This window comes from Streptomyces sp. NPDC002324, assembly GCF_053593335.1.
Genome location: NZ_JBSFCF010000042.1, coordinates 18,022 through 37,028, shown reverse-complemented (window position 1 = coordinate 37,028; position 19,007 = coordinate 18,022). Strand labels below are relative to the sequence as shown.

The following is a 19,007-nucleotide window of genomic DNA, read 5'->3' as shown; positions in this document are numbered from 1 at the left end:
ACTCATCGCAGGAAGGCGGCGGCCACGCCGGCGTCGACCGGGACGTGCAGACCGGTGGTGTGCGTCAGCTCCCCGCCCGTCAGCGCGAACACCGCGTTCGCCACGTGCTCGGGGAGCACCTCGCGCTTGAGGATGGTCCGCTGCGCGTAGAACTCGCCCAGCTTCTCCTCCTCGATCCCGTAGGTCGCCGCGCGCTGGGCGCCCCAGCCGGCCGCGAAGATCCCGGAGCCGCGCACCACCCCGTCGGGGTTGACCCCGTTGACGCGGATGCCGTGCTCGCCCAGCTCGGCGGCCAGCAGCCGTACCTGGTGGGCCTGGTCGGCCTTGGTGGCGGAGTAGGCGATGTTGTTGGGCCCGGCGAAGACGGCGTTCTTCGAGGCGATGTAGACGATGTCGCCGCCCAGCCCCTGCGCGATCATCACGCGGGCCGCCTCCCGCGACACCAGGAAGGACCCGCGCGCCATGATGTCGTGCTGGAGGTCCCAGTCCTTCGCGGAGGTCTCCAGGAGCGGCTTGGAGATCGAGATGCCCGCGTTGTTGACGACGAGGTCGACCCCGCCGAAGGCCAGCGCGGCGGCCCTGAAGGCCGCACCGATCTGCTCCTCGTCCGTCACGTCGACGGTCACGGCGACGGCCTTGTCGGCCCCGCCCAGCTCCTCGGCCACGGCGGCGGCGTTCTCGCCGTTCAGATCGGCGACGACGACACAGGCACCCTCGGCGACCAGCCGGTGCGCGATCGCCTTCCCGATTCCGCTGCCCGCACCCGTCACGAGTGCCACGCGGGTCGCGAGGGGCTTCGGCTTCGGCATCCGCTGGAGCTTCGCCTCCTCCAGCGCCCAGTACTCGATGCGGAACTTCTCCGACTCCTCGATCGGCGCGTACGTCGACACGGCCTCGGCGCCCCGCATCACGTTGATCGCGTTGACGTAGAACTCGCCGGCCACGCGCGCGGTCTGCTTGTCCTTGCCGAAGCTGAACATGCCCACGCCCGGGATCAGCACGATCGCCGGGTCCGCGCCGCGCATCGCGGGGGAGTCGGGCTCGGCGTGCCGCTGGTAGTAGGCGGCGTACTCGTCCCGGTACCCGGCGTGCAGTTCCTTCAGCCGGGCGATCGCCGTGTCGAGATCGGCGGTCGGCGGGAGGTCCAGCACCAGCGGCCGGACCTTCGTGCGCAGGAAGTGGTCCGGGCAGGAGGTGCCCAGGGCGGTGAGCCGCGGGTGTTCGGCGCGTCCCAGGAAGTCGAGGACGACGTCCGTGTCGGTGAAGTGCCCGACCTGCGGCCTGTCCTGCGAGGCGAGGGCCCGGATGTGCGGTGCCAGGACGGCGGCGCGCTCCCGGCGCTCCGCGGCGGCGAGCGCCGTGTAGCCCTCCAGGACGGGCCCGAACGGCTCGGCCTCGCCCCGCTCGGCGAGGAACCGCTCGGCGGTACGGATGATGTGCAGCGAGTTCTTCTCGCACTCCTCGGCGGTGTCGCCCCAGGCCGTGATCCCGTGCCCGCCCAGCACGCAGCCGACGGCCCCCGGGTTCTCCCGCTTGACCGCCGCGATGTCCAGCCCGAGCTGGAAGCCCGGCCGGCGCCACGGCACCCACACCACACTGTCCCCGAAACACTCGGCGGTCAGCTTCTCCCCGTCGGCCGCGCAGGCGAGCGCGATCCCGGAGTCGGGGTGCAGATGGTCGACGTGGGCGGCGTCCACCAGCCCGTGCATGGCGGTGTCGATGGACGGCGCCGCCCCGCCCTTGCCGTGCAGGCAGTAGTCGAACGCGGCGACCATCTCGTCCTCGCGCTCCACCCCCGGGTACACGTCGGCGAGCGCCCGCATCCGGTCCAGCCGCAGCACGGCCAGCCCCGCCTCGGTGAGCGTCCCGAGGTCACCGCCGGACCCCTTCACCCACATCAGCTCCACCTCGCCCCCGGTGACGGGATCGGTGTCGTTCCCCTTGGCGGAGGTGTTGCCGCCGGCGTAGTTGGTGTTCCGGGGATCGGCACCGAGCCGACGGGACCGGGCGAGCAGGGCTGCGGCTTCGGGATGGGTTGCCATGTGCGATCAATCCTTAACGGTGAGATGGGTACGGGGTCAGCGCGGGCGTCGGGGGTGCGTCGCCGAGTGCGGCCCGGTGGGGCTTCTCGCGCAGTTCCCCGCGCCCCTGAGAGGCAGGGGCTGCGCCCCATGCTTCTCAGGCCCGCGGGGCCGTGGTCTTCCAGGCCCGCAGGGCCTGGTCTTTCAGAGGCGCGGGGAACTGCGCGACCAGCCAGGAACCGGCCCGCGGCCCGCATCCGACGGAACTCGGCGGACGAGACGCGGCCATCGGCGTCAGGCCGGCGCAGCGCTCACGCCCCCCAGCCCGCCTGTTCCCCACCGACCCGCTCCTCGACGATCTTCGAGGCCCACCCGGACCGGCGGTACGCCTGCAGGGGCTCGGGGTCCAGCCCCATCTCCTCGCGCACCTCACGCAGCAACGGCCGCACATCCGTGTTGTACGCGTCCATCACCACCGCGTTGGCCTCCAGCACGTCCCCGGCCCGCTGGGCGGCGCGCAGCGCGTCCCCGTCGACCAGCAGCGCCTTCGCCGTGGCCTCCTGCACGTTCATCACCGACCGGATGATCGCCGGGATCTTCGCCTCGATGTTGTGGCACTGGTCGAGCATGAACGCGACCTCGGGGGTGAACCCGCCGCCGCGCACGACCTCGTACATGATCCGGAACAGCTGGAAGGGGTCCGCGGAGCCCACCATCAGGTCGTCGTCCGCGTAGAACCGGGAGTTGAAGTCGAACGCGCCGAGCTTCCCCTCACGCAGCAGCGTCGCCACGATGAACTCGATGTTGGTACCCGGCGCGTGGTGCCCGGTGTCGACCACGACCTGCGCCTTCGGGCCGAGCTTCAGACAGTGGGCGTAGGCGGTGCCCCAGTCCGGCACGTCGGTCGCGTAGAAGGCCGGCTCGAAGAACTTGTACTCCAGCAGCATCCGCTGGCCGTCGCCGAGTCGCCCGTAGACCTCGGCGAGGGCCTCGGCCAGCCGGTCCTGACGCTCGCGGATGTCGTCCTGGCCGGGATAGTTCGTACCGTCGGCGAACCACAGCTTCAGGTCCCGCGACCCCGTCGCGTCCATGATGTCGACGCACTCCAGCAGGTGATCGACGGCCTTGCGCCGCACCGCCGCGTCCGGGTGGCAGACGCTGCCCAGCTTGTAGTCGTCGTCCTGGAAGGTGTTGGAGTTGATGGCGCCCAGCTTCACGCCACGCTCCTCGGCGTGCTTCGCCAGCTCTGCGTATCCATCGGAGCCCTCGACCTTGTCCCAGGGGATGTGCAGGGCGACCGTCGGCGCCACGCCGGTGAACTCGTGGACCTTGCCGGCGTCGTCCAGCTTCTCCCAGGGATCGCGGGGGACACCCTGTTGGGCGAACACCTTGAAGCGCGTTCCGGAGTTTCCGTACGCCCACGACGGCGTCTCGACGGCCTGGGTCTTGAGGGCGGCCTTCACCGCGGCGAGCTCGGTCACGTCAGGGCTCCTACAGGCTTTGATGTCTGAAACGATTCAGCACCGGAAACTATGAGCGGCTCGCCGGGCTGTCAACCCCTCTGCTCCATGCCGTTCTCCGTGACTCGGTTGTGACCACTTCTATCGAAAGAATTTCGACCGGGACCCATTGACGCGACATGCGACTGGTGCCTAACGTCCCGGCAACCTAGTTGAAACCTTTCACGACGGAGTGAGGCAGCCGTTCGCTGGCCACCGCCCGTCGTCGAGGAGCCCTCATGACCCACCCGTCCGACACGGGTCCGGCCCCCGTTCTCGCGTTGCAGGGCGTTTCCAAGTCCTTCGGCGCCGTACGCGCCCTGCGGGACGTGTCCCTCGACCTGTTCCCGGGCGAGGTGCACGCACTCGCCGGGGAGAACGGCGCGGGCAAGTCGACCCTGATCAAGAGCCTCGCCGGGGTGCACCGACCGGACTCCGGTCAGGTGCTCCTCGACGGCGAGCCCACGGTCTTCCACGGCCCGGCCGACGCCCGGGACGCGGGCATCGCCGTGATCTACCAGGAGCCCACTCTCTTTCCCGATCTTTCGATCGCCGAGAACATCTTCATGGGCCGCCAGCCGCGGCGCGCCCTCGGCCGTATCGATCACAGGGCCACCCACGCGGCCACCCTCGCCCTGATGCGGCGGCTCGGAGTCGAACTCGACCCCGACCGCCCGGCGCGCGGCCTGTCCATCGCCGACCAGCAGATCGTGGAGATCGCCAAGGCGCTGTCCTTCGACGCCCGCGTCCTGATCATGGACGAGCCGACGGCGGCCCTCACCGGCAGCGAGGTGGCCCGCCTCTTCGGCGTCGTCCGCACCCTGCGCGAGCAGGGCTCCGCCGTCCTGTTCATCTCCCACCGCCTGGAGGAGATCTTCCAGATCTGCCAGCGGGTCACCACCCTGCGCGACGGCGCCTGGATCTCCAGCGAGCCGGTCGAGGGCATGACCGAGGACGACCTGGTCCGCCGCATGGTCGGCCGCGACCTGGAGGAGCTGTACCCCAAGCAGGAGGTCGAGCCGGGCGAGGTCGCGCTGAGCGTGCGCCGGCTGACCCGCGAGGGCGTCTTCACCGACGTCTCCTTCGACGTGCGCCGCGGCGAGATCGTCGGCCTGGCCGGCCTCGTCGGCGCCGGCCGCACGGAGGTGGCGCGGGCCGTCTTCGGCATCGACCGCTGGGACGCGGGCGAGGTCGACCTCGACGGCCGCGCGCTCACCAACGGCGCCCCGTCCACCGCGATGGCCGCCGGACTCGCTCTGGTCCCTGAGGACCGACGCGCCCAGGGCCTGGTGATGGACATGTCCATCGAACGGAACATCGGCCTCACCGGACTCCGCAGGACCGTGAAGGCCGGCCTCGTCGACCGCGGCGCCGAACGCGACCGCGCCCTCGACTGGGCCGTCAAGCTCCAGGTCAAGTACGCCCGGATCGCCGACACCGTGAACACGCTGTCCGGCGGCAACCAGCAGAAGGTCGTCCTCGCCAAGTGGCTCGCCACCGGGCCGAAGGTACTGATCGTCGACGAGCCCACCCGCGGCATCGACGTCGGTACGAAGGCCGAGGTGCACCGCCTCCTCAGTCAGCTCGCCGCCGACGGCGTGGCCGTACTGATGATCTCCTCCGACCTGCCCGAGATCCTCGGCATGGCCGACCGCGTGCTCGTGATGCACGAGGGCCGGCTCACCGCCGAGATCCCTCGCTCCGAAGCCACCGAGGAAACCGTGATGGCCGCAGCCACCGGGAGGGCCGCCGCATGACGGTGACCGCCCCCGAGAACACCCCCGTCGCCGAGGTGCCGAAGTCCAGCGGCACCCGGCTCGTGGACCGCGTCTTCAAGATGCGCGAACTCGCCATCCTGGTCGTCTTCCTGGTGATGATCGTCGTCACCCAGCTGGGCAACAGCGAGTTCCTCACCGAGCAAGGCATCAAGGACCTCCTGCTCAACGCGACCATCCTCGTGCTGGTCGCCGTCGGCCAGTCGCTGGTCGTCATCACCCGCAACGTCGACCTGTCGGTCGGCTCCACCCTCGGCATCAGCGCCTTCGCCGCCGGTACGTATCTCCAGGGCGGCGGCAACGTGGTCGTGGCCGTGGCCCTGGCGGTCCTGCTGGGCATCGGCTTCGGTCTGCTGAACGGTCTGCTCGTCAGCCTCGGCCAGGTGCCCGCCCTCGTCGTCACCCTCGGCACGCTCTACATCATCCGGGGCATCGACTCGATCTGGGTCGGCTCCCGCCAGATCACCGCGTCCGCGCTGCCCGACGGATTCGTCGACTTCGGCTCCGGCGGCATCTCCGCGGTGCCGTACCTGGCCCTGATCGCGGTCGCGGTCCTGGTCGCGACGGCGTACTACATGAAGCACTTCGGCAGCGGCCGCGAGCTGTACGCCCTCGGCTCCAACCCGGAGGCCGCCCGCCTCGCCGGTATCCCGGTCCGCAAGCGGATCCTGATCGCCTACACCTTCTGCGGCGCCCTCGCCGGCCTCGCCGGGGCCCTGTACCTGGCCCGCTTCGGCAACGTCGACTCCAGCACCGGCAACGGCTACGAACTCACCGTCGTGAGCGCGGTCGTGGTCGGCGGCGTGGTCTTCACCGGCGGCTCCGGCAGCGTCTACGGCGCGGCGCTCGGTGCCCTGCTGCTGACCTCCATCAACAGCGTGCTGCCCGCCCTCGGCGTCAGCTCGGTGTGGGTGCTGGCCATCAACGGCATCCTGCTCATCCTCGCCATCGCGGTCGACCGTGTGGTCGCGCTGCGGGTGGCGGCCGCCCTGAAGAAGAGGAACGCCCGCCATGGCTGACCTGTCCCTGTCGCGTGCGAGCGGCTGGTCCTCCTTGAAGAGGTGGGACTCGGCGGTCGGTGCCACGTTCGTCGTCGTGCTCCTGCTGTCCTTCTCCACCGTCGACGGCTTCGGCAACGCGCTCAACCTGTCCTTCCTCATCGGCAACACCCTGCCGATCGCGCTGGTCGCCCTCCCGATGACCCTCCTGGTGGTCTCCGGCGAGATCGACCTGTCGGTCGCCTCCACCGCCGGACTGTCCGGCGCGGTGATGGGCGCCCTGTGGAACCAGGGCCTGACCATCGAGGCGATCATCCCGATCTGCCTGCTCCTCGGTGTCGTCTGCGGACTGATCAACGGCCTGCTCGTCACCCGGCTCGGCCTGTCCTCCCTCGCCGTCACCATCGGTACGCTCGCCGCCTACCGGGGCATCGCACAGATCGTGCTCGGCTCCGACGCGGTGACCGACTTCCCCACGCAGTACCTGGACTTCGCGGCGGGCCGGATCGGCGACAGCTTCGTCCCCCAGGCCTTCATCCCCTTCCTGGTGCTGCTCGTCATCGCCGTGGTCGCCCTGCACGCCACCCCGTTCGGGCGCTCCCTGTTCGCGATCGGCGCCAGTGAGGAGGCCGCGCGCTTCACCGGCATCCGCGTCAAGCGCCAGAAGCTGATCCTCTTCACGGTGACCGGCCTCATGGCCTCCCTCACCGGCGTCTTCTGGGCGCTGCACTACGCCAGCGCCCGCTACGACAACGCCACCGGGCTCGAACTGTCCGTCATCGCCGCCGTGTTGCTCGGCGGCATCGACTTCGACGGCGGCAAGGGCACACTCGGCGGCGCGATCGCCGGTGTGTTCCTGCTCGGCACCCTGCAGAACGTGATGAGCCTGCAGGACGTCTCGGCACAGTCGCAGATCGTCGTCACCGGCGTCCTGCTCGTGCTGTCCGTGCTCGGCCCCCGGGTGGCGAGGCAGGTCGCTCTCGCCCGGGCCGGCCGACGATCCGCCGGCGGAACCGCCGGCGAGGCCGTTCGCAAGACGGCCGTCTGACAGCTGCCGGCCGTTCGTGGCCGGTCGCGCGCACGCGGCGGCAGCCGCACAGCGAAGACCTCACCGTGCCCTCTTCGGGGCGCGACACCATCCCTCGTCGTAAAGGACTCCTCCGTCATGCGCAGAGCCACCCTCCGTCGTTCCTGTGCGGCCCTCGCCGCCGTCACCTCCTTCGCGCTCGCCGTCACCGCCTGCGGCGGTACCACCAAGAGCGACGTCAAGGACAACGCCGCCTCCGCGGCGGCCACCGGCAAGGCCGACCCGAACGCCGCGCTGAAGAAGGGCCTGACCGTCGGCTTCCTGCCCAAGCAGGTCAACAACCCCTACTTCACCTCGGCCGACAAGGGCGGCGAGGCGGCCCTGAAGGAGCTGGGCTCCAGCTACAAGGAGGTCGGCCCGTCCAGCGCGACGGACACCTCCGGCCAGGTCAACTACGTCAACACGCTCACCCAGCAGCAGGTCGACGCCATGGCCGTCTCCGCCCAGGACCCGGGCGCCCTGTGCACCGCGCTCAAGCAGGCCATGAGCAACGACATCAAGGTCGTCACCTACGACTCCGACACCAAGCCGGAGTGCCGCAACGCCTTCGTCTCGCAGGCCAGCGCCGAGGACCTGGGCCGCACCGAGGTCCAGCTGCTCGCCGAGCAGATCGGCTACAAGGGCGAGATCGCCGTCCTGTCGGCCGCGCAGACCGCGACGAACCAGAACGTCTGGATCGACTTCATGAAGAAGGAGCTGGAGGACCCCAAGTACAAGGACATCAAGCTGGTCAAGGTCGCCTACGGTGACGACGACGCCCAGAAGTCCTTCCAGCAGACCCAGGGCCTGCTCCAGGAGTACCCGAATCTCAAGGGGATCATCTCCCCGACCACGGTCGGCATCAAGGCCGCCGCCCAGTACCTGTCGGGCTCCAAGTACAAGGGCAAGGTCAAGCTGACCGGCCTCGGCACCCCCAACGACATGCGCAAGTACGTCAAGGACGGCACGGTCGAGGGCTTCGAGCTGTGGGACCCGGCGAAGCTCGGCGAGCTGGCCGCCCGTACCGCGGTGGCGCTGGTCTCCGGCCAGATCACCGGCAAGGAGGGCGAGACCTTCACCGCCGGTGACATGGGCGAGTACACCATCGGCAAGGACGGCGTGATCAGCCTCGGCAAGCCGACCGTCTTCACCAAGGACAACATCGACAAGTTCGACTTCTGATCCACGAACCGGCGTCACCACCCCCCTCACCCCAGGAGCGGTTCTCATGCAGCGCGTCTGCTTCCTCCTCAAGGTCCGTGCGGACCGGATCGACGAGTACCGCGAGCGGCACGCCGCCGTGTGGCCGGAGATGCTTCAGGCTCTCTCGGCCACCGGCTGGCACAACTACTCCCTCTTCCTGCGCGACGACGGCCTGCTCGTCGGCTACCTGGAGACCGAGGACTTCCCGGCGGCACTCGCCGGCATGGAGGCCGCCGAGGTCAACGCCCGCTGGCAGAAGGAGATGGCGCCGTTCTTCGAGTCCCTCGACGGCGCCCGGCCCGACGAGGCCATGAAGCCCCTCACCGAGGTCTTCCACCTCGCCTGACCCCCCACGTCGCAGCACCCTCCCCCTCCCCATTTCGCTCGACAACGGAGTCCCCGAGATGAAGAGACGTACGCTGCTCGGCGCCGCACTCGCCGGTGCCGTGGTGACCCCCGCCCTCGGCGCCGCCACCGCCCGCGCCGCCGACCCCGGCCCGTCCGTCAGCCAGACCGGCAACACCCTGCTGGACAGCCAGGCCATCTTCTTCGTGTCCTACGACGGCCTGGTCAACAACAACGCCTTCCAGAAGAACGCCCTGCTCACCTACAAGGGCTACCAGTACGCCGTCTGGTACACCGCCGACCGCAACGCCGTCGTCGGCCGCCGCGTCCTCGGCTCCGGCACCTGGTCCACCGTCAAGGTCGGCCACACCCTGCGCTACAACGACTCCCACAACGTCATCTCCATGGGCGTCTCCAAGGTGGACGGCCGCCTCCACCTCAACATGGACTCGCACAGCGACGGCTTCACCTACGTCAAGTCGGTCGCCGGACTCATGGACAACCCGGCCGGCCTGAGCTGGACCACGAGCCGCTTCGGCGCACCCCGGTCCACCCTCGACGGACTCGCGCTCACCTCGCAGTTCACCTACCCGCAGTTCGTCTCCCTGCCCGACGGGAAGCTCCAGCTGAGCTACCGCGCCGGCATCTCCGGCAACGGCCGCAACGCCCTCGCCGAGTACGACGGCACCTCCTGGACCAACCTCGGCGAGTGGACGTCCTCCACCGGCACGTACACCAGCGAGCACGGCTCCTCGACGGCCCGCAACATGTACCTGCACGGCATCGACTACGACCGCAACGGGCGCCTGCACGCGCTGTTCACCTGGCGCGAGCAGAACGGCGCCGTGATGTGCAACGGCGGCGGCATCACCAACCACGACACCGGCTACGTCTACTCCGACGACCGCGGCCGCACCTGGCGCAACAACGCGGGCACCGTCGTCGGCACCACCGGCGGTTCCGACAAGGTCTCCGTCACCGACGCGGGCCTGGTGGTGGACGCGCTCAACCCGGACCACTCCCTGATGAACCAGGAGAGCCAGTGGACCGACTCGGCGGGCCGGCCGCACGCCATCATCAGCTACGTCCCCGGCCGCTTCGGCCAGTGCACGACGAACTACGTCGCCGACCGCACGGCCAACGGCCGGGCCTTCCTCGTCCGCAAGAGCGCCTCCGGTCCCTGGACGAAGACCGAGATACCGGTGCCGCTGAACTCCAGCCAGCGCACCAAGCTGGTCATGGACAAGTACAACAACGCCTACGCGCTGTTCCCGTTCGGCCGGATCGCCGGCGCCTCGGCGGCCTCCGGTCACACCGACTGGAGGATCCTGTACGACGGCTCCGGCCTCAACGCCTTCGGCGAGATCGTGTTCGACGAGAGCCGGATCGCCCAGGACAATGTGCTGTCCGTGATGTACCAGGTGAAGTCGAGCGGGACGACCCCCTCGGCACTGCGTGTCGTCGACTTCGCCCTGCCCGCCTGATCCCCCTGCCAGGGCGACGTTTCCGCGCCTGACCGGGCCGTTCCCGGGGCGGGTCCGACGGTAATGTGAACGTACGCCCGCCGCTCCGTATCTTCTTGGAGGTCCCCGTCCGATGTCGCAGCCGGTGGGTATCAAGGACGTCGCCGCAGCCGCCGGAGTCTCCGTCGGCACGGTCTCCAACGTCATCAACCGGCCCGACTCGGTGGCCTCCGGAACCCGGGCCCGCGTGCTGGCCGCGATCGACCGCCTCGGCTACGTCCGCAGCGAGTCGGCGCGTCAGCTGCGGGCGGGGCGGAGCCGGATCATGGGGCTGCTCGTGCTCGACATGGGCAACCCCTTCTTCGTCGACGTCGCGCGCGGTGCCGAGCGGGCCGCGCGCGACGCCGGACTCGGCGTGATGGTCTGCAACAGCGCGCAGAGCGCGAGCGAGGAGTCCGAGTACCTCTCGCTGTTCGCCGAACAACGGGTGCGCGGCGTGCTGCTCACCCCCGCCGACGCGACGGGCCGCAACATCGCGGCGTTCCGCCGTCACGGCATCCCCTTCGTCCTTGTCGACCGGGTCGCCGAGGGCACCACCGAGTGTTCGGTCTCCGTCGACGACGTCGCGGGCGGCGCCCTCGCCGTCCGGCATCTGATCGACGCGGGTCACCGTTCCCTCGCGTACGTCAGCGGACCGGCGGGTTTCAACCAGGTCCGCGACCGCCGCACGGGCGCCCTCAACGCCCTGCGCGAGGCGGGCCTCGGCGCCGACGCCCTGCGCGAGCTGCCCACCGAGCGCCTCGACGTGGCCGCCGGCAGGGACGCGGGCGCCCGTCTCCTGGGCCTCGTCGACCGTCCCACCGCCGTCTTCTGCGCCAACGACCTGCTCGCCCTCGGCGTGCTCCAGGCCATGTACGCGGCCGGAGTGAGCGTCCCCGACGACCTCGCCATCGTCGGCTACGACGACATCGAGTTCGCCGCCGCGGCCGCCGTCCCCCTCACCTCCGTACGGCAGCCCGCCGTCACCATGGGCGCCCTCGCCGCCGAACTCCTGCTGGAGGAGACCGAGGCCGAGACCGCGCCCGTCCGGCACGAGCACCGGCGGGTCGTCCTCCAGCCGGAACTGGTGGTGCGGCGCTCCAGCCTCTCGGCGCGCTGAGCACCCGTTCAGTAGCCCCCACCGGGGGCAGCCCCCGTACTGACCCGTGGGTCAGTGAGAATTTCCAGATCCACGGGGTCGGCCGGGCGGAGAATCTGTGCTGGACTGGACCACGGCCTGGAATTCGTCCGCTCAGGGAGCCCCGTTGTCCGTCAGCTACCGGCAGCCCGGTGTCGTCCTCACCGACCGCCGTTTCACCGTCCCCCTCGACCACGACCGCCCGGCGGGCGAGCGGATCGAGCTCTACGCGCGCGAGGTCGTCGCGAGCGATAAGGCGGACGCCCAACTGCCCTGGCTGGTCTACCTGCAGGGCGGCCCCGGCTTCGGGGCGAACCGCTTCGTCGGCCGTGAGGCCTGGCTCGGCCGGGCCTTGGAGGAGTACCGGGTCCTGCTCCTGGACCAGCGCGGCACGGGTTCCTCCACCCCCGCCAACCGCCAGACCCTCCCGCTGCGCGGTGGCCCCGTCGAACAGGCCGACTACCTCGCCCACTTCCGCTCCGACTCCATCGTCCGCGACTGTGAGGCCATCCGCCCCGAGGTCACCGGCGGCGCCCCCTGGGCCGTCCTCGGCCAGAGCTTCGGCGGCTTCTGCGCGGTCACCTATCTCTCCGAGGCGCCCGAGGGACTGAGCACCGTCCTCGTCACCGGCGGACTGCCCTCCCTCGACGGCACCGCCGACGACGTCTACGAGGCCGCCTTCCCGCGCATCGAGCGCAAGGTCGCCGCGCACTACGCCCGCTATCCGCAGGACGTCGAGCGGGCCCGGCGGATCGCCGAGCACCTGCTCCGGCACGACATCGTCCTCCCCGGCGGCTACCGGTTCACCGTCGAGGCGTTCCAGTCCCTCGGCATCCTCCTCGGCCGCGGCGACGGCAGCCACCGGCTGCACTTCCTGCTGGAGGACGCCTTCGTCCCCACTCCCCAGGGCCCCGCCCTCTCCGACGCCTTCCAGGAGGAGGTCCAGGGCCTGCTGTCCTACGCGGGCCACCCGCTGTACGCGCTCCTCCACGAGGCGTGCTACGGCCAGGACGCGGGCCCGACGAGCTGGGCGGCCGAGCGGGTGCGCCGGCGTTTCCCCCAGTTCGACGCCGCCAAGGCGCTGACGGGCGACGACCCGGTGCTCTTCACCGGCGAGTCCGTGCACCCCTGGATGTTCGAGAACGACCCCGCCCTGCGCCCGCTGCGCGAGACCGCGCGGAGCCTGGCCGAGGACCGGGGCTGGCCGCCGCTCTACGATCCGCAGCGCCTCGCCCGCAACGAGGTCCCGGTCGCCGCCGCGGTCTACCACGACGACATGTACGTCGATGCGGACCACTCCCTGCGGACCGCCCGTGCCGTCCGGGGGCTGCGCACCTGGGTCACGGACGAGTTCGAACACGACGGCGTACGCGCCGGGGGACCACGCGTGCTGGACCGGTTGCTGGCACTGGCGAGGGACGAGGCGTGAGCGACGGGGCTACGGTGCGTCCATGACCGACCCGCAGAAACACCGGCCGGAGCAGCTCGCCCCCATGCCCGACGACTGGCGGCGCGCCCTCGCCGTCGTGGCCCACCCGGACGACCTGGAGTACGGCTGCTCGGCGGCGATCGCCGCGTGGACCGACGAGGGCCGCGAGGTCGCCTACGTGCTCGCGACGCGGGGCGAGGCCGGCATCGACACCCTGGAGCCCGCCCGGTGCGGCCCGCTGCGGGAGAGGGAACAGCGCGCGAGCGCGGCCGTCGTGGGCGTCACGGAGGTCGAGTTCCTCGATCACGAGGACGGCGTCGTCCAGTACGGGCCCGCCCTGCGCCGGGACATTGCGGCCGCCATCCGGCGGCACCGCCCCGAACTGGTCATCACCCTCAACCACCGCGACACCTGGGGCGGGGTCGCCTGGAACACCCCCGACCACGTGGCGGTGGGCCGGGCCACCCTGGACGCCGCCGGGGACGCGGGGAACCGCTGGATCTTCCCCGAACTCGTCGCACAGGGGCTCCAGCCCTGGGACGGCGTCCGCTGGGTCGCCGTCGCAGGTTCGGCGACCCCCACCCACGCGGTGGACGCCGGCCCCGGCCTCGACCGGGCCGTCGCCTCCCTCCTGGAACACCGCACCTACCTGGAAGTGCTCACGAAGGAGGACCCCGAGTCCTACGTCCGCGACTTCCTCACGGGCCATGCCCGGACCACGGGGGAGAGGTTCGGCGGCAGACCGGCCGTGGCCTTCGAGGTGTTCCCCCGCTGAGGAGCGGGGCCGTCCGGTCCCGTCGGACCCTCGTTAGGGTGAACCGCATGGAACAAGGATCCGGCGAGGCCCTCGCCCCGCACGACCGGTACGACCAGCACGACCTGTGTGCTCTGCGTGCGGACTGCGGCAGCTGCTTCGGCCTGTGCTGCGTCGCCCTGCCCTTCTCCGCCTCGGCCGACTTCGCCGTCGACAAGGCCGCGGGCACGGCGTGCGGCAACCTCGGGGACGACTTCCGGTGCGGGATCCACACCCGGCTGCGCACCGAGGGCTTCAACGGCTGCACGGTCTACGACTGCTTCGGCGCCGGACAGCGGGTCTCGCAGGTCACCTTCGGGGGCGAGAGCTGGCGTACGGGCGGCCCCGGGCACGCCCGGCGGATGTTCGACGTCTTCCCGGTCGTACGCCAACTCCATGAGCTGCTCTGGTACGTGACCGAGGCGCTGACCCTCCCCGCCGCCCGCCCGGTGCACGCCGACCTCCGCCGGGTCCGCGCGGAGACCGAGCGGCTGGCCGGCGGGACGCCCGAGGAACTGGGCGAGCTGGACGTCGCCACGCACCGGCAGCGCGTCAACGTGCTGCTGCTGCGGGTCAGCGATCTCATGCGCGCGGGCGCCGGGGGACGCAAGCGGAACCGGCGCGGCGCCGACCTGATGGGCGCCCGCCTCAAGGGCGCCGACCTGCGCAAGGCCGACCTGCGCGGCGCCTACCTGATAGCGGCCGACCTCACCGGGGCAGACCTGCGCGGCGCGGACCTGATCGGCGCGGACCTCCGCGACGCCGACCTCACCGACGCGGACCTGACCGGCGCCTTCTTCCTGACCCAGCCCCAGCTCCAGGCGGCACGCGGCAGTGCCGGGACCCGGCTGCCGGCGTCAGTCACCCGCCCCGGCCACTGGACAGTGTGACGGCGACGAGGGCGACGGGGGTGGCGCCGGCTCCTGCGGGGCGCTCCGCACCGCGCCCACCCGCCGCCGCAGTCGCAGCCGCAGCCCGTCCGGCATCAGCGTCAGCCGCTCCACCACCCGCAGCCGGTACGCGGGCTCCGCCACCAGCTCGTACCGGCGCAGCAGCAGCCCCAGCACCAGGGTGGCCTCGTGCAGGGCGAACTGGCGGCCGATGCAGGCCCGCGCTCCCGTGCCGAAGGGCTTGAACGTGTGCGGGGCCCGGCCGCGTACGGCCGCCGCGTCGAAGCGGTCCGGGTCGAACCGCTCGGCGTCCGCGCCCCAGACCTCCGGGTCCCGGTGCAGCATCGACGTCAGCACCAGCGCCCAGGCGCCCCGGCGCATCGGGTGGACCCCGCCCAGCACCGTGTCCTCGCGGGCCTCCCGCGAGAAGGCGGGCGCCGTCGGCCACAGCCGCAGCGCCTCGTCCAGCACCCGGCGCACGTACCGCAGCTTGGCCACCTGCTCGTAGCCGGGCCGCGCGGCGTCGCCCCACACCCGGTCCGCCTCGGCGCGGGCGCGGGCGGCCAGGTCCGGGTACCGGGCGAGGTAGTGCAGGGCGAAGGACAGGGCGCCCGAGGTGGTCTCGTGCCCGGCGACCAGGAAGGTGATGACCTGCCGCCGGACGTTCTCGGCGGACAGCCGCTCGCCGCTCTCCGGGTGCGAGGTCTCCAGCATCCGGTCGAGCAGGTCGCCGTCACCGGCACCCCGCCCGCCGCCGGAGGACCGCCGCGCCCGCACCACCGCGTCGACCGTCTCGTCGAGGTACGCCATGTCCGCCCGGTTCTGCCGGGCGGCACCGCGCAGCAGCAGCGGGACCAGCCGGTCGGGGACGACGTTGCGGCGCTGGGCGTAGGTCAGGGTGCCGACCATGGCGGCGACGAAGGGGTGCGGGCGGGTGCGTTCGAAGGAGCCGAAGTCGTGGCCGAAGCCGGTGCGGGCGATCGTCTCCAGGGTCAGCTTGGTCATGTCGTCGGGCACGTCCACGGCGGAGCCCGCCGCCTCGGCCCGGTCCCAGTGCTCCGTCAGCCGCTCCGCGACGTCGAGCATCATCGGGTGGTAGCCGGCCATCGCCTCCCTGCCGAAGCCCGGGGCGAGGACGTCGTGCGCCAACTGCCAGTTCGGCTCGTGGTTGTACGCGGTGAAGAGGCCGTCCCCGGCCACCGGCCGCAGATTCGCGACCCCGACGCCCACGTGCTTGGCGAACCGGGACTCGTCCGCCATCTCGGCCGCGAGCCCCGCGCCCCCGACGAACACGATCTCCTTGCCGAACGCCTTCCGCCGGAAGATCGGCCCGAGCCGCTGCCCGAGCCGCACCGATTCCTGGACCGGTGTGCGCACGTTCGTGCCGAGCACGTCACCGACGAGGGGGATGCGGTACGGCGGGTGCGGTATCCGGTGCAGTTCGGGCCAGCCCAGCTCCGCGCTGCGGAAGCCCCTGACAGCCGTGGCCCCTGTCGTCGCCGTCATGACCACATCTCCCTCGCCCGCACGCCGTGGCCGGGCCCGGCGCGCCTGTTGTACTCGGGTTCAACAGCGCGCCCAGTCTCGTCCCGTTGTTGAACCCACGTCAAGTAAGGTGACGGGCATGGCAGCAAGGCAGCAGGAGCGCCCGCGTCGTCGGCTCAGCACCGAGGAGCGGCGGGAGCAGCTCCTCGCGGTCGGCGCCCGGCTCTTCTCGGAGAGCCCGTACGACGACGTGTGGATCGAGCAGGTGGCCGAGATCGCTGGTGTCTCCCGCGGCCTGCTCTACCACTACTTCCCGAACAAGCGGGACTTCTTCGCGGCCGTCGTGGAGCGTGAGAGCGAGCGGATGCTGCGGATCATGACGCCCGCCCCGGGCGCGTCGGCGCGCGAGCGGCTCGGCAACGGACTCGACGCCTTCCTCGCCCATGTCGAGGAGCACGCCCACGGCTTCCGGGCCTTCCACCGTGCCGACGCCACCGGCGACCAGGCCGTGCGCAAGGTCTATCAGCGGGCGCTGGCCGTGCAGGAGGCGCAGATCCTGGCGGCGCTGGCGTCGGACGCCGAGTTCGCGGCGGCCCTGGAGGGGCGGCCGGAGATGCGGCTCGCCGTGCGCGGGTGGCTGTCGTTCACGACGGCCGTCTGTCTGGAGTGGCTGCGGGGCGCGGAGTTGTCCCGCGAGCAGGTGCGTGACCTGTGCGCGCGGGCCCTGTTCGGCGTGCTCACGCCCTGAGTCGGGCCTTCCGGCCCGACCGCCTCCGGTACACGGGGGTGGGGGAAATTTCGTGGACCGGCCACCGGTGGTTGGCGTACGCCTCGATCTTCGATAGGTTAGGCAAGGCTTAGCTAATGGAGGTTTGGGATGGGTGACCGTCACACCTGGACTGCCGCGCCCGCCGCGGCCGAGCGCGCCCGCTCGGTGCTCGCCGCGGCGTGGTCCTGCGCGGTGACCGCCGACGGCGGCCGCGAGGAGTTCGTCGGCGCGCACACCGTCACGGAGGACGGCCGGGTGATCCTGCGCGTGCCCGAGGACAGTACGCTCGTCGCCGCCGCGATCTGCGCGCCGCGGGGCGAGCCGTCCGCCGTGCTGGAGTTCGCCGACGTCGCGCCCGTCCCGGTGCGAGGCCGCATCCGGGCCCGGCTGTGGATCGCCGGCTGGTTCACGCCCGGGGACGGCGACCTGGAGTTCCGGCCCACTCGCATCGTGCTGCGCGAGCCGTCCGGCGCGGTCGTCGTCGACCTCGACGACTTCGCCGCCGCCGAGCCCGATCCGCTGGTCACCGCCGAGTCCCGGCTGCTGACCCACCTCGCCGACGCACACCCCGACGCCGTCGAGCGCCTCACCCGGCTCGTCCCGCACGACAGCCTGCACGGCGCCGTACGCGTCCAGCCCCTCGCCGTCGACCGGCACGGCCTGACCCTGCGCATCGAGCGGGCCCGCGGCGACGGCGACGTACGCCTGACGTTCCACAAGCCGGCCGACGACATGGCGCAGCTCACCGAGCGCATGCACATCCTGCTCTCCCAGGCGAGCGCCGCGTCCTGCCCCCGGGCCCTACAGCGGCAGCGCACAGACGGCGACGGGTGACGCGAACGGACCGCCCGCGCTCCGCAGTTCGCCATCGCGTCCGACCCGGAAGACGCTGACCGCGCTCGACCGCTGCAGCGCGGCGAACAGCAGGCCCCCGTCCGGCGACAGCGCGATCTGGCGCGGGAAGTCCCCGCCCACCGGCACGGTGTCGAGCAGCCGCAGCCGTGCGCCGCCCGCCTCCACGGCGTAGCGGGTGAGGCTGTCGTGCCCCCGATTGGCGAGATAGGCGTACGCGCCGTCCGGCGTCACGACCAGCTGCGCCGGGTAGTTCGTGCCCGAGCCCGTGCCCGTTGACTGCGGGTCACCCGGTGCGAGCCGCCCGCTGCCGGGATCGTAGGCGCAGACCACGACCGTGTTGTCGACCTCGTTGGCCAGATAGGCGTACCGGCCCCCGGGATGGAAGGTGAGGTGCCGGGGCCCGGCGCCCGGCCGGGTGCGCGCCCGGGAGACCTCGGTGAGCGTGCCCCGGGACTCGTCCAGACGGTAGGTGTACACCGTGTCGGTGCCCAGGTCGACGGCGAGCACATGACCGCCGTCCGGGCTCGTGAGGACCTGGTGCGCGTGCGGCCCGTCCTGCCCGGGGCCCGGCGCCGGACTGCTGTGCACCACCAGGTCCGTGCGCTCGCCCAATGCTCCCGAGTCCTCGACGCGGTGCACGGCGACACTGCCCGAGCCGTAGTTGGCGCTCAGCAGCCACCGCCCGCCCGGGTGCACCGACAGCTGGCAGGGCGCCTCGCCGCCGCTGCTCCGGGTGCCGAGCACCTCGCGGTCGGACAGCCGTACGGCGGTCACCCCGCCCCGCGTGCGCTCGTTCACGGCGTACAGCGTCCGGCCGTCCGGGTGCACGGCGAGATACGACGGGTCGGCGACACCGGTGATCGTCCCCCCGCCCGTGACGCGGCCGCTCGGGACGTCGTACGTCGCCACCCCGATGCCGGTGCCGCCGCCCTCGGCCGAGGTGTAGGTGCCGATGTAGAGCGGCCGGGGGCCCGTGCGCGTCGGGGAGGGCGAGGCGGTCGCGGAACCGGTGGCCGCCCCGGCCTCCTGCGAGGGAGCCGTCGGAGCGTTCCGCGCGGGGGAGGAGGACGTGGGTCCGGCCGTCCCGTCGGAGCCCGAGCACCCGGCCAGGGCGGCCGGTACGGCCGCTCCCGCCAGCAGCCCCAGGACATGACGCCTGCTCCAGCCCTGCTGGTCCCCTGCCGCCTCACTCGTCATACGTGCACCTCGGGTGTCGCTCGTCCGGTCCGTCACCACCTT

16 protein-coding genes are annotated in these 19,007 nt (G+C 71.6%); 12 read left to right on the top strand and 4 right to left on the bottom strand.

All coding sequences use genetic code 11. The features are described from left to right. Positions 1 to 2: 2 nt before the first annotated feature. A complete protein-coding gene (locus tag ACWCRJ_RS36875; protein WP_450943375.1) occupies positions 3 to 2,042 on the bottom strand; it encodes a bifunctional aldolase/short-chain dehydrogenase in 2,040 nt (679 codons plus the stop codon). Positions 2,043 to 2,332: 290 nt separating this feature from the next. Further along, complete coding sequence (gene rhaI, locus ACWCRJ_RS36870; protein ID WP_450943374.1) at positions 2,333 to 3,502, bottom strand: L-rhamnose isomerase; 1,170 nt, start codon at positions 3,500 to 3,502, stop codon at positions 2,333 to 2,335. Between the two features lie 257 nt (positions 3,503 to 3,759). On the opposite strand from rhaI, the gene ACWCRJ_RS36865 reads away from it, so the two are divergent. The 10 genes from ACWCRJ_RS36865 to ACWCRJ_RS36820 all read left to right on the top strand — a co-directional run bounded on the left by ACWCRJ_RS36865 (position 3,760) and on the right by ACWCRJ_RS36820 (position 14,659). Then, positions 3,760 to 5,277: a sugar ABC transporter ATP-binding protein gene (locus ACWCRJ_RS36865; protein WP_450943373.1), complete on the top strand. Its 1,518-nt coding sequence runs from the start codon at positions 3,760 to 3,762 to the stop codon at positions 5,275 to 5,277. Further along, entirely contained in the window at positions 5,274 to 6,314 is a 1,041-nt protein-coding gene (locus ACWCRJ_RS36860; RefSeq protein WP_450943372.1) for an ABC transporter permease, read from the top strand. Before ACWCRJ_RS36865 ends, ACWCRJ_RS36860 begins: the two co-directional genes overlap by 4 nt. Beyond that, a complete protein-coding gene (locus ACWCRJ_RS36855) occupies positions 6,307 to 7,341 on the top strand; it encodes an ABC transporter permease (protein ID WP_450943371.1) in 1,035 nt (344 codons plus the stop codon). Before ACWCRJ_RS36860 ends, ACWCRJ_RS36855 begins: the two co-directional genes overlap by 8 nt. A 117-nt stretch (positions 7,342 to 7,458) precedes the next feature. After that, positions 7,459 to 8,541, top strand: a complete 1,083-nt coding sequence (rhaS, locus tag ACWCRJ_RS36850; protein ID WP_450943370.1) for a rhamnose ABC transporter substrate-binding protein — start codon at positions 7,459 to 7,461, stop codon at positions 8,539 to 8,541. 46 nt (positions 8,542 to 8,587) lie between these two features. Next, a complete protein-coding gene (locus ACWCRJ_RS36845; RefSeq protein ID WP_046915211.1) occupies positions 8,588 to 8,908 on the top strand; it encodes an L-rhamnose mutarotase in 321 nt (106 codons plus the stop codon). A gap of 58 nt (positions 8,909 to 8,966) precedes the next feature. Next, the gene (locus ACWCRJ_RS36840; RefSeq protein ID WP_450943369.1) at positions 8,967 to 10,391 is read left to right on the top strand and encodes a BNR repeat-containing protein; all 1,425 of its coding nucleotides are present in this window, start codon (positions 8,967 to 8,969) and stop codon (positions 10,389 to 10,391) included. Between the two features lie 112 nt (positions 10,392 to 10,503). Beyond that, positions 10,504 to 11,529: a LacI family DNA-binding transcriptional regulator gene (locus ACWCRJ_RS36835; RefSeq protein ID WP_046915213.1), complete on the top strand. Its 1,026-nt coding sequence runs from the start codon at positions 10,504 to 10,506 to the stop codon at positions 11,527 to 11,529. Between the two features lie 145 nt (positions 11,530 to 11,674). Beyond that, positions 11,675 to 12,976, top strand: a complete 1,302-nt coding sequence (locus ACWCRJ_RS36830) for an alpha/beta fold hydrolase (protein WP_450943368.1) — start codon at positions 11,675 to 11,677, stop codon at positions 12,974 to 12,976. A gap of 22 nt (positions 12,977 to 12,998) precedes the next feature. Then, positions 12,999 to 13,751 carry a PIG-L deacetylase family protein gene (locus ACWCRJ_RS36825; RefSeq protein ID WP_450943367.1) on the top strand — a complete coding sequence of 251 codons (753 nt, stop codon included), beginning with the start codon at positions 12,999 to 13,001 and terminating at the stop codon, positions 13,749 to 13,751. A 47-nt stretch (positions 13,752 to 13,798) separates the two neighbouring features. Then, on the top strand, positions 13,799 to 14,659 hold the full coding sequence (locus tag ACWCRJ_RS36820; RefSeq protein WP_450943366.1) for a pentapeptide repeat-containing protein: 861 nt from the start codon (positions 13,799 to 13,801) through the stop codon (positions 14,657 to 14,659). Here ACWCRJ_RS36820 and ACWCRJ_RS36815 read toward each other — a convergent pair. After that, positions 14,627 to 16,165 carry a cytochrome P450 gene (locus ACWCRJ_RS36815; protein WP_450943365.1) on the bottom strand — a complete coding sequence of 513 codons (1,539 nt, stop codon included), beginning with the start codon at positions 16,163 to 16,165 and terminating at the stop codon, positions 14,627 to 14,629. The two genes, ACWCRJ_RS36820 and ACWCRJ_RS36815, sit on opposite strands and share 33 nt — an antisense overlap. 118 nt (positions 16,166 to 16,283) lie before the next feature. On the opposite strand from ACWCRJ_RS36815, the gene ACWCRJ_RS36810 reads away from it, so the two are divergent. Together ACWCRJ_RS36810 and ACWCRJ_RS36805 are read left to right on the top strand one after the other, a co-directional pair. Further along, positions 16,284 to 16,892 carry a TetR/AcrR family transcriptional regulator gene (locus tag ACWCRJ_RS36810; protein ID WP_381288749.1) on the top strand — a complete coding sequence of 203 codons (609 nt, stop codon included), beginning with the start codon at positions 16,284 to 16,286 and terminating at the stop codon, positions 16,890 to 16,892. A 129-nt stretch (positions 16,893 to 17,021) separates the two neighbouring features. Beyond that, positions 17,022 to 17,747, top strand: a complete 726-nt coding sequence (locus ACWCRJ_RS36805) for a DUF2470 domain-containing protein (protein WP_450943364.1) — start codon at positions 17,022 to 17,024, stop codon at positions 17,745 to 17,747. Here the strand turns inward: ACWCRJ_RS36805 and ACWCRJ_RS36800 are convergent. Continuing rightward, positions 17,715 to 18,965, bottom strand: a complete 1,251-nt coding sequence (locus ACWCRJ_RS36800; protein ID WP_450943363.1) for a lactonase family protein — start codon at positions 18,963 to 18,965, stop codon at positions 17,715 to 17,717. The genes ACWCRJ_RS36805 and ACWCRJ_RS36800 overlap by 33 nt on opposite strands. Positions 18,966 to 19,007 lie beyond the last annotated feature (42 nt).